Genomic DNA, 16244 nt, shown 5'->3' with positions numbered 1-16244 from the left:
AAATTCATACTAATTAGGAGAACAATGAAACAAAGATTATTAAGTGGGATTAAACCTACTGGAGATTTAACATTAGGAAATTATATTGGAGCATTAAGAAACTTTGTGGCTTTACAAGATGAATTCGATTCATACTTCTTTGTAGCAGACTTACATGCCTTAACCACAGGGACAGTGGATCCAATTGAACTAAAAAAAGCTCGTAAGACAATAGTAGCTTTATATATAGCTTGTGGGCTAGATCCTGAAAAAGCAACTATTTTTTACCAATCACAAGTTAGTGAACACGCTATGATGCAATGATTATGTGCTTCAGAAACTACACTTGGTGAATTACAAAGAATGACACAGTATAAAGATAAAGCAACTAAGCTTAAGCAAGGAAATGGAACTAGCAAAATTCCAACTAACTTATTAATGTATCCAACATTAATGGCGGGAGATATTTTACTTTACAACCCTGATTTAGTTCCAATCGGTGAAGACCAAACTCAACACCTTGAATTAACTAGAAATATTGCTGAAAGATTTAATACTAAATATCACACTAGTTTTACTTTACCTGAAGGATACATACCAAAAGTCGGGGCTAGAATTAAATCTTTAACTGATCCAAATAGTAAAATGTCAAAAAGTGAACATGGTACTAAATCAACAATATATTTACTTGAAAATCCTCAACAAGCTTACAATAAAATTATGAAAGCTGTAACAGATTCAGAAGGTAAGGTTTATATTTCGCCTGAAAAACCTGGAATATTAAACTTATTAAATATTTATGCTGCTTTAAGTAATATTACATTACAAGAAGCTGAAGCTTTATTTAAAGATAAAGACTACAAAGAATTTAAAGAAGCTGTTGCTACAGTTGTTCGTGACTTATTAATTAATATTCAAGCAAAATATGAAAGCGCACTAAAAATAGCTGATCAAATCACTGATCAAGGGGCCCAAAAAGCTTCTCAAATTGCTTCACATAACTTAAATAAGTTAATGAAAAAAATGGGACTATATTCCAAAAAATAACTTGCAATTGCAAGTTTTTTATATTTAAAACCAGCAAGTTAAATGGTTTAAATTTGATAAAATTACAACATGTTAAGAATTATTGCAGGAAAGTACCGCGGGTACAAAATTGAACAACCAGATGAAAAATATACTCGTCCAACCACAGATAAAGTGCGCGAAGCAGTCTTTTCATCCCTACAATTTAAGCTTGAAAATGCAACTTGCCTAGATTTATTTGCAGGATCTGGAGCTTGAAGTATTGAGGCTATTTCTCGAGGAGCTAGTTTTGTAACTTCGATTGAAAAAAATAAAGTGGTATTAAAAACTACTAAAGGTAATATTAATAAAATACCTGAAGCTAATAACATTGAATTAATTAATGAAGATGCGCTAGCTTTTTTATCTCATAGCAATAAGCAATATGACTTTGTTTTTATTGATGCACCTTTTATTGAGTATGATTTGGTTTCAGCTTGCTTAGCTAAACTAGTTGAAAAATCATTACTCAAAGAGGATTTTGAAATTATTGTTGAAACAGACAACTTTAGTAAAATAGCCTTGCCTGATGGTCTAAAAGTTTATAAAAGCAAGAAATATGGAAAGATTGAGATACTATTTTTATGTCAAAACTAAATCAATATCAAAAGAATCAAATTATTGAAGTAACTTGTAGCGAATTAAGCTACGAAGGACTTGGAACCTCTCGGGATGAAAACGGGTATGCTATTTTTACAAGTGACTTATTTCCAGGGGAAAAAGCTAAAGTTCAATTATTAAAAGTCAATAGCAAGTTTGCTTTTGCTAAAGTTAGTGAGCTGCTAGTTCCTTCTTTAATGCGCAATGCTGAAAAACAAGATTGCATCAATTCAGCTCCTTTAATTAATTTAAATTATCAAGAACAAATTAAATTTAAAGATCAATACTTAAGTAAATTATTAGCTTGAAATTTAGGCCCAGAAGTACTTGAAAATTATGTTACATTTACCCCTAGCCCAGTGACAAACAGTTATCGCAATAAAGTACGCTACCCTTTTATTATTCAAGAAAGCCAATTATTTGTGGCTGAATATGATATTAAGTCAAATAATTTACATTTAGCAAACAATTTTAGCCAAAATAGTCAAGCTATTAATCTAACAATAAACTATTTATTAGACGTATTAAATAATTACTATTTAGTTAATAATAAACAAAAGCACCTAATTTTCTATGAAGAAATTACTTTGCGTGCTAATAAGCAAAATGAAATTTCATTAGCACTAAAAATTAACTCTGATTATGATTTACCTGCTAAATTGCTAGCTAAAATTCAACAATATCAAGCAATTGTGGATTTCAATATTATAAAGAATGATAAAATCATTAACTTATATAGCACTAAACCATTTACAATGGCATTAAATAATATGCAATTTAACTGCAATATAAATTCATTTTTTCAAATTAATAGTGAAATGGCAGAAATAATTTTTACCAAAATTCATGAGATAGTTACCTCAATTCCAAACAAAGTTCTTTTAGATGCTTATTGCGGAGTTGGAGTTATTGGGCAACTGGTAGGTGGCGACAAGCAAATAATTGGAAGTGATATAGTTTCTTCTTCTATATTGGATGCAAAAATCAATGCACAACATAACCAAATAAATGGCCAATACTATATTGGCGATGCAGGTACAGTTTTTAAAAAGCAAGTTAAGAACTTACAAGATACAATTCTAATCTTAGATCCACCTCGTAGCGGAATTACTCAAGAATTTATTACTTGAATTAAGCAAAATCAAATTGATAATGTAGTTTATATGTCTTGTGATCCAAAAACATTGGTCCGTGATTTAAAAGACTTAGCTTCAAATTACAATATTTCATATGTTCAGGGATTTGATATGTTCCCAAATACTGCTCATATTGAAACAGTTGTCTTATTAAAGATTAAAAATAGCTAAAAAGTTTTAAACATTAGAAGGTATTCTAGTGTTTTTTTGCTGTTCTTTTACTTTTTTAGTTCGCTTTACATTATTTTTTAATTTATATAATGAAAGGAAATGATGGAAACAGAATTAAAATTATTTGAAATTTATCAAATGAATGATGAGATTGGTAATCTAATTGCACAGCAAGAAGAAATTGAATCTAATTATGTTATGCCTATTTTAGTTTCAAAAACTGATATATTATTTTGTGAAGTTAAAAAAATAAAAACTTATCCTGAAAACACTATTTGTAAACAATTATTAATTTATACTTGATCTAAACTTACTAACTATGTTGTTGAATTTAAAACTATTTATAAAATACCATTAAGAATTTTTATAGAGAAGTTTACCAACATACACAATGAAATTATTGGAGAAAAGATAGCTGAAAGTAGTGAGCTAGAACTGCTTGATGCTTTTGTTCAAGTATTGGAGCAAAAGCTTAAGATCTCAAAACTTATTTCAATTAATATTAAGCCTAAAACCAATAACAATTGTTATTAAAATAGTTGAAAAAAAAGTTTTTGTATTAAAATATTACCATATGATTATAGACCAGAAAAAGAGAAAGTACAAAACAAGCCAAACATTTGACAGTAATACTTGATTTTTAGAAGAGAGACTGCAACTACTACATAGCGAAACAAGAAAACAACGCTTTGCAGTTTTTGCAGCTCACTTCATTTATCAAGCCTTATTTATCACATTCTTAGCTCTAGGAATAGTTAATGCTTATAAAACACAAAATCAAGCTGTATATCAAACTTGATACACCTATATTATTGTTGCTGTATTAATTTTTGTATATTATAATTTTTGAATTTACATTAAGACCTACCAATTACACTATCGTTTAAAAGCAGTATTTAGCTCGCTAAAATATAGCACTAAAGAATATAACAAATTAATTAAGCTAGATTGATTTGTGACATTTTTACCTATTTCTAGCTTACTATACAAAACTCTAGTATTAGAAAACTACCTAGTACCCCAAAATAAAAATATTAATGCTTTACAAGACCTTACCAATATTCGCTATTTAATTAATTTAACAAGTAATAGTAAGTTTACTAAAGTGATCCAAGATGAATTTGCATTCTCAGTCCAAGACTTAACAATGTCAAGCGTTTTACTTGGGCTATTCTTAATAATTACAACATTAACAAAATTTACTGGATTATCTAAAGTTGGACTAAGCTTCGAATATGTTTTTTATATTATATTTGCCTTATTTTTCTCAACTTTTAAAGCTTCATTACTTGGATTAATAGCTGACTTTGCTTCACTACTATTTACCGGTGGAATTTGATCATGATTCTGAATGTATGCCATAGTACCGGTGGCAGTAGTGTTGATTGCTAAAGCCTTTCTATGAATGTATAAAGCAAATACAAAAGCAGCTTCCTTAATTACAACTATTATATTAGCCATAATTTTTGTTGCTTTATTAAGTGCTACAGCATATGCTGCTTATTTACATAACATTGATCCAGATTCAGGAATATTGAAGAATTTCTTTGGTATTGATAAGAAGAATGGAAATGCAATGGGATGAAGAATTACTCGTACCTTTGGTGTTTCAACCTTATCTGATACAGTGATTTGAAGCATGATAGCATTAAGTGGAGCATTTTTAGCAGTTGCTATAACACTTACTGCAATTATTTGAATTAAGATGCGTCACTTAAGCCAAGAGCAATTTAATTTAGTACCAAAGTTAGTTTTTGTTAAGAAATTATTAATTTCATTTGGGTTAGTTATCTCAGTTATTGTAGTTGCAAGATGAATTTATGGACCATATGTTTATATTAAATATATGAATTACTTCAATGGAAAGAATTACTTACTTGAAGATAAATACATCTATTTTATGATTCCAATTGTACTGCGTTCATTTATCTCGATCCCAATTTATACAGTGCTATTAATTACTATTTATTCAACTCTTGACTACTTTGATCAACGTGTTTTAAAACAAAAACGCAAAATTACTTATTAAGCCACAGCAGTGGCTTTTTTTGTATTAAAAAAGAGGCACTAGCCCCTATTTGTGATAAGTAATATTATTGCGAATTGTAAATGCACGATAAATTTGTTCCACTAGCATAACTCTAAAGAGTTGGTGAGGAAATGTCATTTTTGAAAAATTTATTTGATTTGGAAAGTAAGATTCAATTACACCATTTGAGCCACCAATAACAAATGTTACATTATCAATATCTAAAAAGAGATCACCAAATTCTTCACTCGAATATTGTTTACCTCTAAGAGATAGGTAAAATACTTTAGAATTCTTAGGAATCTTTTCCAAGATTAATTCAGTTTCCTTTTGCTTCTTTAGTTCAATGTTTTCAATCTTTTGTTCTTTAATTTCGATAACATTTAGCTTGCAAAAATAGTTTATCTTCTTTGCATAGTCATCATAAAGAACTTTAAATTCCTTGCTTAAGGATCCAACACAAATAATATTTAATTTCATTTTTCCTCCCGGAACAAGGACTAATATTATTTGAAATTAGTCTCTATTTATTTCTAGTTTCAATATAAAACATCAACATTTGGATATCAGCAGGGTTAATTCCACTGATTCTAGATGCTTGGCCAATTGTTAAAGGTCTAATTTTGGTTAATTTTTGTTTTGCTTCAGTAGCCACATTAGGTACTTTATCATAATCGATATCTTGAGGTATTTTAAAGTTTTCAAGTTTATTCATTTTATTTGCTTCAGCTTGCTGTTTCTTAATATAACCATCTAATCTAACCATAATGGTTAGTTCATTTTTGAATTCATAATCGCCAACCACTTCACTTGCTTCAACATCTGGTCTAGCAAGGACTCTTAGGAGCGAAACACCATTTTCAATCCCTAGGCGTTGTGCTAAGGGACTTTTTGAAGATAAATATGAATTAGCTAATTCATCAATTTTGGCTTGAATACTTGCATATTTATTAACTACTTTTTGGTATTGTTCATTTGAAACTAATCCAACTTCATTTCCATATTTGGCAAGTCTTAAATCCGGGTTATCATTTCTAAGCAATAAACGATATTCGGCTCTACTTGTTAGCATACGATATGGTTCTTTAGTTCCTTTAGTTACTAAGTCATCAATTAAAACACCAATATAAGCATCATCTCTTTTCAAGATTAAAGGTTCTTTATTTTCAAGTTTTCTTCCAGCATTAATTCCAGCCATTAATCCTTGAGCAGCAGCTTCTTCATATCCGCTAGTTCCGTTAATTTGACCAGCTGTAAAGATATTACTAATAACTTTAGATTCTAAAGAAGGTGAAATTTGTAATGGGTTTAAGGCATCATATTCGATAGCATATCCTCATTTTTGAACTTTGCAATTTTCTAGTCCAGGAATAGTTCGTAACATTAAATCTTGTACTTCTACAGGCATAGAAGTTGACATTCCATTTACGTAAATAATTGATCCATCTACTGTTTCTGGTTCAAAGAAAACTTGGTGACGTGGCTTATCTGAAAAACGCATTACCTTATCTTCGATACTTGGACAGTATCTTGGCCCAATTCCTTCAATTAAACCTGAATACATGGCTGAACGTCCAATATTTTCACGAATAATTTCATGTGTTTTTTCATTGGTATAAGTTAGATAACATGAAATTTGTTTATCTAACTTAACATTTGATCTAGTTGAGAATGATAAATAAGTATCTTCTAAGTTTTCTTTTTCAACTTTAGAAAAATCAATTGAATCAGCAAAAACTCTAGCAGGAGTTCCAGTCTTTAATCTTTGCAATTCAAAACCAAGTTTGGCTAAAGATTGAGAAAGCTTAGGAGTGGTTTTTTGATTATCAGGACCTGAAATTGTGATTTGATCACCTCTTAGGATACGAGAATTCATATAAGTTCCTGTTGTAATAACAAGTTCTTTAGCTTCTAAAATTTCTCCACCTTCAAGTCTGATTGCTTTAAATGAGTTATTTTCAACTAAAATTTCTTCAGCCACACCTTCAATCAAAGTAACATTTGGATGTTTTTGCAAAGCTTCTAAAATGATTCTTGAATATTTTTCTTTATCAATTTGAGCTCTCATTGCTCTAACTGCTGGTCCTTTTGATTCATTTAGCATTTTAATTTGAATCATTGCTAGATCTGAAAAATAACCTTGCACTCCTCCTAAGGCATCAATTTCACGAGTAATGATTCCTTTAGCTGGACCCCCAATTGATGGGTTACATGGCATCATAGCAATTCTCGAAAGGTCAAAGCTGATTAAAGCAACTTTATGCCCCATATTTGCTAAAGCAAAAGTTGCTTCAACTCCAGCATGACCTCCACCAATTACTATTGCATCATATTTATTATTTGAAACTGTTTTATTCATAGTTTTTATATTTTACTATTTTGAATTTAAATCGTCATAAAAAAGTTAAGCATTTTTACCCCTATAATATAAGAAACTAGGGAATTTAGCTAACTTTTTTCCAAGTTGGTAAAAATGCTAATTAAATTAGTGGTAATATGACTTTTATTTATTAGCTAATTTTATAAAAGATAATATTTAGCTAAAAATTAATATACTTTTTTAACTTTTTGCATTTAATGAAGCAAAAAAATAAATTGAAAAGAAATAAAAAAACTGTAACTAGTTATAAAAAAACTAATATAATATAACAGAACATAAAAAGGGATACTTTTTATTAATAATTAAACTATTTGAAAGGAAGATTATGAAAAAAGTAGCAATTAACGGATTTGGAAGAATCGGAAGATTATTCTTACGTAGATTACTAGAAACTAAATCAACAGATATGGAAGTTGTGGCTGTTAACGACTTAACAGACCCAGCTACATTAGCTCACTTATTAAAATACGATACAGCATACCATGAATTACCAGTAGAAGTTTCTGTTAAAGAAGGTGCAATTGTTGTAAATGGTAAAGAAATTAAAGTTTTATCAGAAAGAGATCCAGAAAACCTTCCATGAGGTGAAATGGGAATTGACCTAGTTGTTGAATCAACAGGATTCTTCACAAAACGTGAAGGTGCAGAAAAACACTTAAAAGCTGGAGCTAAAAAAGTTGTTGTATCAGCACCATCTGACAAAGATGTTAAAACAATCGTTTACAATGTAAACCACAAAGAATTAAACTCAGAAGACAAATTAATCTCAGCAGCTTCATGTACAACAAACTGTTTAGCACCAGTTGTTAAAGTTCTTGTTGACAACTTCGGATTAAAATCAGGATACATGACAACAATCCACTCATATACAGCTGACCAAAGATTACAAGATGCTCCTCACAAAGATTTAAGAAGAGCTAGAGCAGCAGCTCAAAACATGGTTCCTACTTCAACAGGTGCAGCTAAAGCTATTGGACTTGTAGTTCCAGAAGCAGCAGGAAAACTTGATGGTGTTGCAGTTAGAGTTCCTACAATTACAGGATCATTAGTTGATTTAACAGTTATGTTAGAAAAACAACCTACAGTAGAAGAAATTAATGAAGCTATGAAGAAAGCAGCAAGTGAAACACTTGAATTCTCAACTTTACCACTTGTATCTTCAGACATTATTGGACAACACCACGGTTCAATCTTTGACTCATTAATGACTTCAGCAAAAGATACAGTTGATGGAAAAATGTACAAATTATACTCATGATATGACAATGAAATGTCATACGTTTCACAACTTGTTAGAACTGTAGAATACTTTGTAAAATTATAATTAATAAATATACAGCAAGTTAGCTTAGGCTAACTTGTTTTTATTTATAAAAAAGCCAGCTTTAGGCTGACTAATTAAGTTACATGATTTTAATATCTAATTTTTTATCATCATTAATAAAGTATTCAAAGTTTTGAGCTTCTATTTTGTATTCAAAAAGGTCTAATTCATTTTTAAATTTTAATCTTGCTAAATACATGATAAGCTCATAGACCATTATCATTGCCTTAACATCGTTTTCGCAATAAAGTTTTAGCGCAGGAACTGTTAATTCATTTCATAATGTATCTCCAATTATGCCAGCATTTCTTTGCATAGCTTTTTCCATAGCCATTGTTCCTTTTTGGATCTCTAAATCCTTATAAGGCGTAATTAACGTTTTGAGTTTTAATGCTAAGTGTGTAATGTATTTTTCTATTTTTTTAATTGAATAATAGTACATTAAATAATTAATTGAAATAATATGACTATTTCATGATGTTATTTGTTGAAATTTTTCATAGTCTATATCATTTAATACTTCGATGGTATGTTCTTCTTCATTATCTTTAAAAAAGATATATTCACTAAGTTCATGATCCATGTTATTTACTGGTAATTTTTCAGAAGCATAACGATTAAAGCAATCTGCCAGATCAATTGTATTAGTATTTATATGAAAAATTATGTGTTCAAACTCTTTTAAACCTTCTGGGAATAATTTGTCAAATTGAGTAATAAATTCAAGGTTATTTGCTGAACCATCACCATATAATATTTGCTTACGAACAAGGGATAAAACTTCTTTATTACGGGTATTTTCATAGCTTTTATTATAAACTACGTAAGCATCAGCAGCATCACAATAAATAGCTTTCAACATTTTTACAATATCAATTAATTTTAAATTCAGCGTATCTATAACAATGTTTTCTTTGTATATTTCATTACCATTTTGCGTTAATATAATTGATACTTGATTTATCACTTGATTATATGAAGGAACGTTATCGATTATTGGATATAAACTCATAAAACCTTCATAATCATATCAGCAGATTCTGGCATCTTTTATATGTATTTTTTTAACAACATTTAATGCTTGGATATTAAAGAAATTAATATTATTTTTGAGCTTTAAAATTTTATTAGATATTAATTCATAAGATTTTTTTTCAGCAGGTTTAAAAGCATTTCCTGAGTAGTAATCATATTTATTGCCTAAAATGTAATTCAACATAGTAGCACGCTCTAATGGACTGAAATATTCTGGAAAAGTAAAAATTTGTTCATCTATATTTCCTATAAAACCATCTTGCATTCAACGTTTTACCTTGGTGTCATTTTCGTTCGAATCTACAGCATAGAAATATTTAATAGCATTATAATCAAAAGAGTTTTCGTTGTTAAATTCGTATCAACTTTTTATCATTAAGTCTACATAGAAGTCAAAATTTTCTAATTGACGAATAACTAAATCACCTTTTCCTTTAAATTTAAAAGGTAAATAACCTTCTAAGGCTTTTTGATATATTGATATATCTAAATATGAACTTGTAATTTTATCTAGATTTAAATCATTTTCCTCTGCTGCAGCAATAGCATTTTTATCTACTTCAACTCCTGTTTGAATTACTAGACCACTTTTTGCAACTTTTAAAAAAGAAAACATGTTATTTCGCTCATAATAGCCATTATATCCCAATAATGTAGCATCACCTGTTTTCTTTAAAATAAAGTCAAGATCAATTAAATCTGCTGTTAGCTTATTACTGTTTGATTTTGCAATACTTTTTAAGGGGTAAGCAGAGTAGGATTCATAAAATAATATTTCATTTTGTTTAACAGTTTTTTTCACAGAAGATATAGGATCAATTATGATTGTAGAACACTCATTTAAGTCTATGCCATTGCGCTTAAAGATTTTTTGCAAGAATCAAAAATGATAAAATTGAGTGTTTTTTGCACGTGAAACATATGATAAAGTTGAAAGTTTTTTATTTTTTTTATCATAAAACAATCCATCACTAACGAATTTAAATGTATTGTTATGATCATCAGTAACTTGATAACATAGAACTGGATCGATAATTAAATCTATATCTTGGCTTTGTAAGAAATCTTTAGTGTTTTGTATTTTGTTATCTAGCTTATCTGTTGGACGTATAAAAGCTACTCTTTTAGGATCGATATAATATGTTTTAATATATCAATTAATAGCATCTTTTTTATATTTAACATATGAATCTAAATGTATATTGATGTAAGATTCTGAGATATTATCAAAATCAATATTTTGATTTACATCCACTTCAAAATGATCATCTATAACTTGGAAAAATATATCCATCTCATTTAATGCTGATATGTTTTCATCATCCTTTTCAGCAAGCCCAGTTTCATCTTCTTCAATTTCTAGTAATAATTTTCTATGATCTTCTGGGTTATAACCTCATTTTTTCTTATACTCAGTTTCAATAATCCGATCTTGCAAATTAGAGGTATTATAAATCATTGCAGGATTATTGTAAAAAACTTTTTTGAATGTATTTCATTTAATAATTATTGGATCTTTTTCTTGCATTATTCTCCTAGCACTTTTGTATATTTATTATATTATTTTATAATATAAATATCTTTAATAAAACAGGAGAATATATGAAGAACAAAAGATATATAAATTGACTAATTATTACTAGCCTTTCTCCATTGAGTTTGGCCCCTATACTTGTGGCTTCAAAGTGTAATAACAAGAGCGATGAATCTGAAGTTGAACAGTTGAAAAAAGAAATAGCTGATTTAAAAAATCAATTGAGCAATTCTAAAAATCATTTAGAAGCAAAAATTGAAGAGATTAATAAATTAAGTCTTCAAAATCAAGAGGCAAATAATCAGGTTATTAAATTAAGAAAAAATCAAGAACAGAATTTAAACAAGATTCAAGAATTACATTTAAAAGTAAATGAACTTGAAGAAGAAAATAATAAGTTAAACAAACAACTTCAAAATCTTAATGATGACCATGAACAACTTGTGGTACAAAAAGCAGAACTTGAAGAAAAAATAAAAAATCTTCAAAATGAATTAACTTTATTAAAAAACTTAATTACTGAATTAGAAGTTAAATTAGGCAAAGAAACCGATTCAAATGAAGAACTAGTTTTACAAATAAAACAAAATCAAGAAAAAATATCGGAATTAAACAAAAATGCAAATACACTTAATCAACAACTACAGGATTTAGAAGCACAATTGACTCATAAAGACAGCGAGATTGAAAAACAGAAAAAAGAAATTGATGCTTTGAATGATAATATAAATAAGTTGCAAACTTCAATTAAGCAAATAAAAGAGCAAAATAATAAACTTAGTGTAGATTTGCAAGCAGCGAAAGCCACAATACTGGCAAATGAAAAGAAAATTAATGAACTTAATAACTCAAATGTTGAATTAAAAACAAAAAATCAAGCGCTTGAAAAAGAAATTGCAAAATTAAAAGAAGATTTAAATAATAATTCAAATAGCAATGATTCGGAAATAAATAAAAAACCAATTGCTGAACTTAGTACAGATGAAGAAAAATTGTTACAAGATGCTTTAAAAGTAAATTTATTTAGCTTAAATAACTCAACTTATAGTTCAATATCTAAAATTAATAATCCTGCTGATTTAACAAAAGGAGAAGCAGGATTTAACTATGGCACAGTACCATTAGTTCATAAAACTGATGAACAAATAACTAAAAGCGATTTAAAAGACATGTTTAATTACATTGCTTCAAGTAACAATATCTATGATTATAGTTTTGGAGATAGAAAAATTAACACAAACATTATTGCTGAAGCATATAGTGAATGATTTTATGAAAATTGAAAATACTTCCCATATTATTCTTTATCAAATGTGAGTTTAAAATTTGAAGTAAGTGATAATAATACTTATGCTACAAAAATTTATCGACCATTAATTGCTTTTGATTGACAAGGCCAATCTACGTATTATGAGAGTTTTAAAAACTTTATAAAGAATGGTTTGGCTTTAATAAAACCAGGAATGCAAGATTATGATAAAGCTTTTGTACTTTGACAATACACTTCTTCATATCTACAATATGTTTTAAAAGATGTTTTAATAAGGATAGAAAAAGCTGTCTTAACTCAATCGGGTGTATGTGCCAATTATGCTCATTTATATTCATTGTTGTTAAATTTAGCTGGTGTGACTGCAATGCCAATTATTACTGGTCAAGGTATTGTTGATCCAACATATCATGGTGAGACTCATCAAGTTGCTTATATTAAGTTAAGACTACCAGGAACACAAGAAGCAATGTGATATTTATCAGATGCAACTTGAGCAAAAGATGCTACACTTAAATACCAAAAAACACCTTTAGCTTATTCGCCTCAAAATGGAATTTCATACCATGAATTCCTTTTACCGATTGGTAAAAGCTTCGATAAGCCATTAAATCAGTCACAATTTAGCAATGGAGAATTTTTCTCTTTACCATGACCTGAATTATTTAATAAAGAAAATGATAATGTTAAATATGTGGTTGGTGATTATGAATTTAAAATTGATGAAGAGAATAAAACTGTACTTTCACCTGTCTTTAAACAAGGATATATGTACAACTATATTTTAGAACGTGCAGCTGGAGATATAAGTGATAGTAGATCAGCATATCAATTTAACAATGGTAAATTTTATGCATTGCGTTCAGTTAAAAGAACTGATGGAATACATAAAACATTTATTAAACAAGACTTAAATTCAAATACACCAGAAGTTGTTGATTGATATGACCTAATTGATGATGCTGTGGCAATTGCACAAATTCAGGCCTCAATGAGTAATGGCCAAATTGATCGGACAAATAATTTATTGAGTAGTTATAAAGATAAGTTTATTCTTGTAGGGAATAATTATGTTTCTAATAAACAAAAAGTAAACAAATGTTTTTATGTTGTTTTAAATTCTGATAGCTCGAAATGAATAAAAATTGAAGTGCCTGATGCTGAAAAAGAATATATTACTAATTTTTATGCTAATGATGAGGGTATATTTTACAGTTTAAACTTTTCTAACCAATATCACAAGTTAGTTATGAATAGTGAACAAAAGAATTTTTACCAAACAACTGTAAGTAAGCATCAAAAACAACAAGATTTAATAAATTATGCAAAACTAAAGCAAGTTGAAATAAATTCTTATTTAATTGGGGCCTTGCCAGGGCAAATTAATATTAAAGATGTTAAACAGTTTAATAATTTAGTAGAATACTGCATTAAAAATATTGAAATTATTGATTTATCGGTGGCAAAAAGTTTAATTGATAAACTAGTTAGCGAATACAAGAAAACAAATAATATACAAAAGCTTATGTTAAGTAGTAGTCAAAATGAAATTATCAATCGCCCTAAGGCACAATTCCAAGAATATGGTTTAAGTATTTCTAATTTAATGTTTCAGAATTTAGAAGAAATAGCTCACCCTAAGTTTTCATTATTATATGTAACTGTTTTGGGTTCAGAGACGAAAGATGGATCTTATAGTGAAATTATGAAAAATATACCTGCTGATGCTTTATATCTAAGAAGTGAGGACATTACACCTAATATTAAATTTTTAAAATTTAGATATTCATATGAAAAAGACAGCACAGATTTTTATGAAACTAAACCAATTTTCTTAAATTTAAATGCACAAAGTTCTGATTCTAATATGAGCATTATGCTACTAAACACATACCAATATTCAAACTATACTAATAAAATGGATTGAGCAAACCAACCTGTTACAATGGAATTGGTTAATTTTGAACTTAATAATCCTGATTATGAAATGTACTTTATTTCTAAAGAAAAGAAAGTTACAAAATTAAATGTAAAAGATAAGCAAATATCTCTTGGTACTATTAACCAAACTAATGCTGGTATCTATTTTACTGTCAAAAAAGTTCGTTTTAAGGGCGTTGAATATAAACAATATTCAAATTACTTTTTTGCCTTAACGAAAACTGATATTAATGATCCACAAATTAATGAATTATTTTTACAAATGCAAGAAATTGCTAAACAAATTTAATTAAAATTCTACCTTAATAAAAAGGTAGTTTTTTATACTTTTATCCCACTAGTATTGTGATAGAAGTATAAAAATGGAAAAATGTGGAACAGATAAAGAAAAAAGATATATTGTTATTTAACTAGAATTAAAAAAATTAAAAAAATTAAAAAATTTTATTTTTTAGATACTTATAAATAATATATTTATAAAAAAATAAAAAAAAGTATTTACTAGATTAAAAAAGTATTAAAATACAAGTATGCAATTCGTAAGAAAAATACTTAAAAATAGGAAATTTACACAACTATATGATATTTTCTTTACGGGAATTTTTTTATTAATTATTTTAGTGATGTTGTGTTTAATCCCTGTTAATTATGGATTATTTTTCGGATATGCATTAGGTGCTCTATTAATGTATGTCTTTTTTAAATTAAATTGAATATTTTCTTATTTCGTACTTAGAAATAAGAAAATAAAATTGTATGCACTTTTTATTTTGAAAACAACATTATATTTCGCAATAGTTGCTTTAATCATTTATTTAATGATTACAATAAACTGTTCACATTTAGAACATCTAGAACCTAAAATAGACAAACCTTACACCTTATTGCAAATGATTGATCGTCCAATTAATTTATTTGCATTTTTGGGTGGTCTGCTCACAAGCTTTGTTGCAATTGTGCTTGCACAAATTACACTAAGTTTGAATAAATAAAAGGAAGGAGGCTTGTTATGAAAATGGACTTTATGGCTTGAAACCAGCCACAATTACTTTCTTTAGTAGTTACTGTTGTTGTTATTTTAACAATAAGCATAATTGTCTATGTTAAAGTTAGTCGTGTCAAAGAAGATCAAGCACCAAAAGGTGTTGCACAAATTGCTGAAGCTTATGTTTGCTTGATAGACAATACTTTTGATGACACAACAGGTGGCGATAAGATTCAAAAATCACGTCTATATATCTTTACATTAGCTACATTCATACTTGTTGGTAATCTAACAGCTATGATAGGTCTTGAACCGATTGTAACCTCATATTCAATTCCATTCACCTTAGCTTTAATGAGCTGACTTGGAATTTTTATAGTTGGTGCTATTTATCAAAAAGTTAGATACTTAAAGAGTTTTCTAAATCCATTAGATTTACCAGGAAAAGTTTCGCCTCTTATTTCCTTAAGTTTCCGTATTTATGGAAATGTTATAGGTGGAACTACAGTTATTTTCTTAGTTTACTCACTATTTGGATACTTTTGAACTTTAATTCCTGGAATAGGAGCTGGTAACCATGAGTGATACTTTTTAGCCTTATTAGTATCACCTGCACTCCACTTCTATTTCGACTTGTTTGGGTCAACCTTACAAGCATATATCTTTACTCTACTAACTACAGTTTACTGAGTGGTAGAAGCTTCTGGAGCAGAAGGAAGCAAGAAAGATAAAAAGGCTAAAGAAACATTAAGTGAAAAAGCTGAGGAATGAACTTCTCTACAAGCTATATACTAA

12 protein-coding genes are annotated in these 16244 nt (G+C 28.4%); 9 read left to right on the top strand and 3 right to left on the bottom strand.

Annotation, left to right across the window (positions count from 1 at the left end; genetic code table 4):
* Nucleotides 1-24 precede the first annotated feature (24 nt).
* From trpS to ACNQ13_RS01060, 5 genes are all read left to right on the top strand, one after another.
* Entirely contained in the window at nt 25-1026 is a 1002-nt protein-coding gene (trpS, locus tag ACNQ13_RS01080; protein ID WP_416741966.1) for a tryptophan--tRNA ligase, read from the top strand.
* Nucleotides 1027-1095: 69 nt separating this feature from the next.
* Nucleotides 1096-1641, top strand: coding sequence for a 16S rRNA (guanine(966)-N(2))-methyltransferase RsmD (rsmD, locus tag ACNQ13_RS01075; protein ID WP_416741967.1), 546 nt, complete (start codon nt 1096-1098; stop codon nt 1639-1641).
* The gene (rlmD, locus tag ACNQ13_RS01070; RefSeq protein ID WP_416741968.1) at nt 1629-2951 is read left to right on the top strand and encodes a 23S rRNA (uracil(1939)-C(5))-methyltransferase RlmD; all 1323 of its coding nucleotides are present in this window, start codon (nt 1629-1631) and stop codon (nt 2949-2951) included. Before rsmD ends, rlmD begins: the two co-directional genes overlap by 13 nt.
* A 102-nt stretch (nt 2952-3053) precedes the next feature.
* Nucleotides 3054-3485: a hypothetical protein gene (locus tag ACNQ13_RS01065; protein WP_416741969.1), complete on the top strand. Its 432-nt coding sequence runs from the start codon at nt 3054-3056 to the stop codon at nt 3483-3485.
* Nucleotides 3486-3525: 40 nt separating this feature from the next.
* A complete protein-coding gene (locus tag ACNQ13_RS01060; RefSeq protein WP_416741970.1) occupies nt 3526-4980 on the top strand; it encodes a hypothetical protein in 1455 nt (484 codons plus the stop codon).
* Between the two features lie 45 nt (nt 4981-5025).
* Here the strand turns inward: ACNQ13_RS01060 and ACNQ13_RS01055 are convergent, their stop codons facing one another.
* Nucleotides 5026-5460 carry a 23S rRNA (pseudouridine(1915)-N(3))-methyltransferase RlmH gene (locus ACNQ13_RS01055; protein ID WP_416741971.1) on the bottom strand — a complete coding sequence of 145 codons (435 nt, stop codon included), beginning with the start codon at nt 5458-5460 and terminating at the stop codon, nt 5026-5028.
* A gap of 43 nt (nt 5461-5503) precedes the next feature.
* Nucleotides 5504-7339, bottom strand: coding sequence for a tRNA uridine-5-carboxymethylaminomethyl(34) synthesis enzyme MnmG (gene mnmG / locus ACNQ13_RS01050; protein ID WP_416741972.1), 1836 nt, complete (start codon nt 7337-7339; stop codon nt 5504-5506).
* A 346-nt stretch (nt 7340-7685) separates the two neighbouring features.
* Between mnmG and gap the strand changes: the two genes are divergently transcribed.
* Complete coding sequence (gene gap / locus ACNQ13_RS01045) at nt 7686-8684, top strand: type I glyceraldehyde-3-phosphate dehydrogenase (RefSeq protein ID WP_474623450.1); 999 nt, start codon at nt 7686-7688, stop codon at nt 8682-8684.
* A 79-nt stretch (nt 8685-8763) separates the two neighbouring features.
* Here the strand turns inward: gap and ACNQ13_RS01040 are convergent, their stop codons facing one another.
* Entirely contained in the window at nt 8764-11247 is a 2484-nt protein-coding gene (locus ACNQ13_RS01040) for a UU173 family protein (protein ID WP_418035459.1), read from the bottom strand.
* Nucleotides 11248-11321: 74 nt separating this feature from the next.
* Between ACNQ13_RS01040 and ACNQ13_RS01035 the strand changes: the two genes are divergently transcribed.
* From ACNQ13_RS01035 to ACNQ13_RS01025, 3 genes are all read left to right on the top strand, one after another.
* Entirely contained in the window at nt 11322-14753 is a 3432-nt protein-coding gene (locus ACNQ13_RS01035; RefSeq protein WP_418035458.1) for a hypothetical protein, read from the top strand.
* Between the two features lie 481 nt (nt 14754-15234).
* Nucleotides 15235-15456, top strand: a complete 222-nt coding sequence (locus ACNQ13_RS01030; RefSeq protein WP_418018604.1) for a hypothetical protein — start codon at nt 15235-15237, stop codon at nt 15454-15456.
* Between the two features lie 17 nt (nt 15457-15473).
* Entirely contained in the window at nt 15474-16244 is a 771-nt protein-coding gene (locus tag ACNQ13_RS01025; RefSeq protein WP_416741976.1) for a F0F1 ATP synthase subunit A, read from the top strand.

The organism is Mycoplasma milvi, from assembly GCF_048284715.1.
GTDB lineage: Bacteria > Bacillota_I > Bacilli_A > Mycoplasmatales > Metamycoplasmataceae > Mycoplasmopsis.
This window is presented reverse-complemented; position numbering and strand designations above follow the sequence as displayed.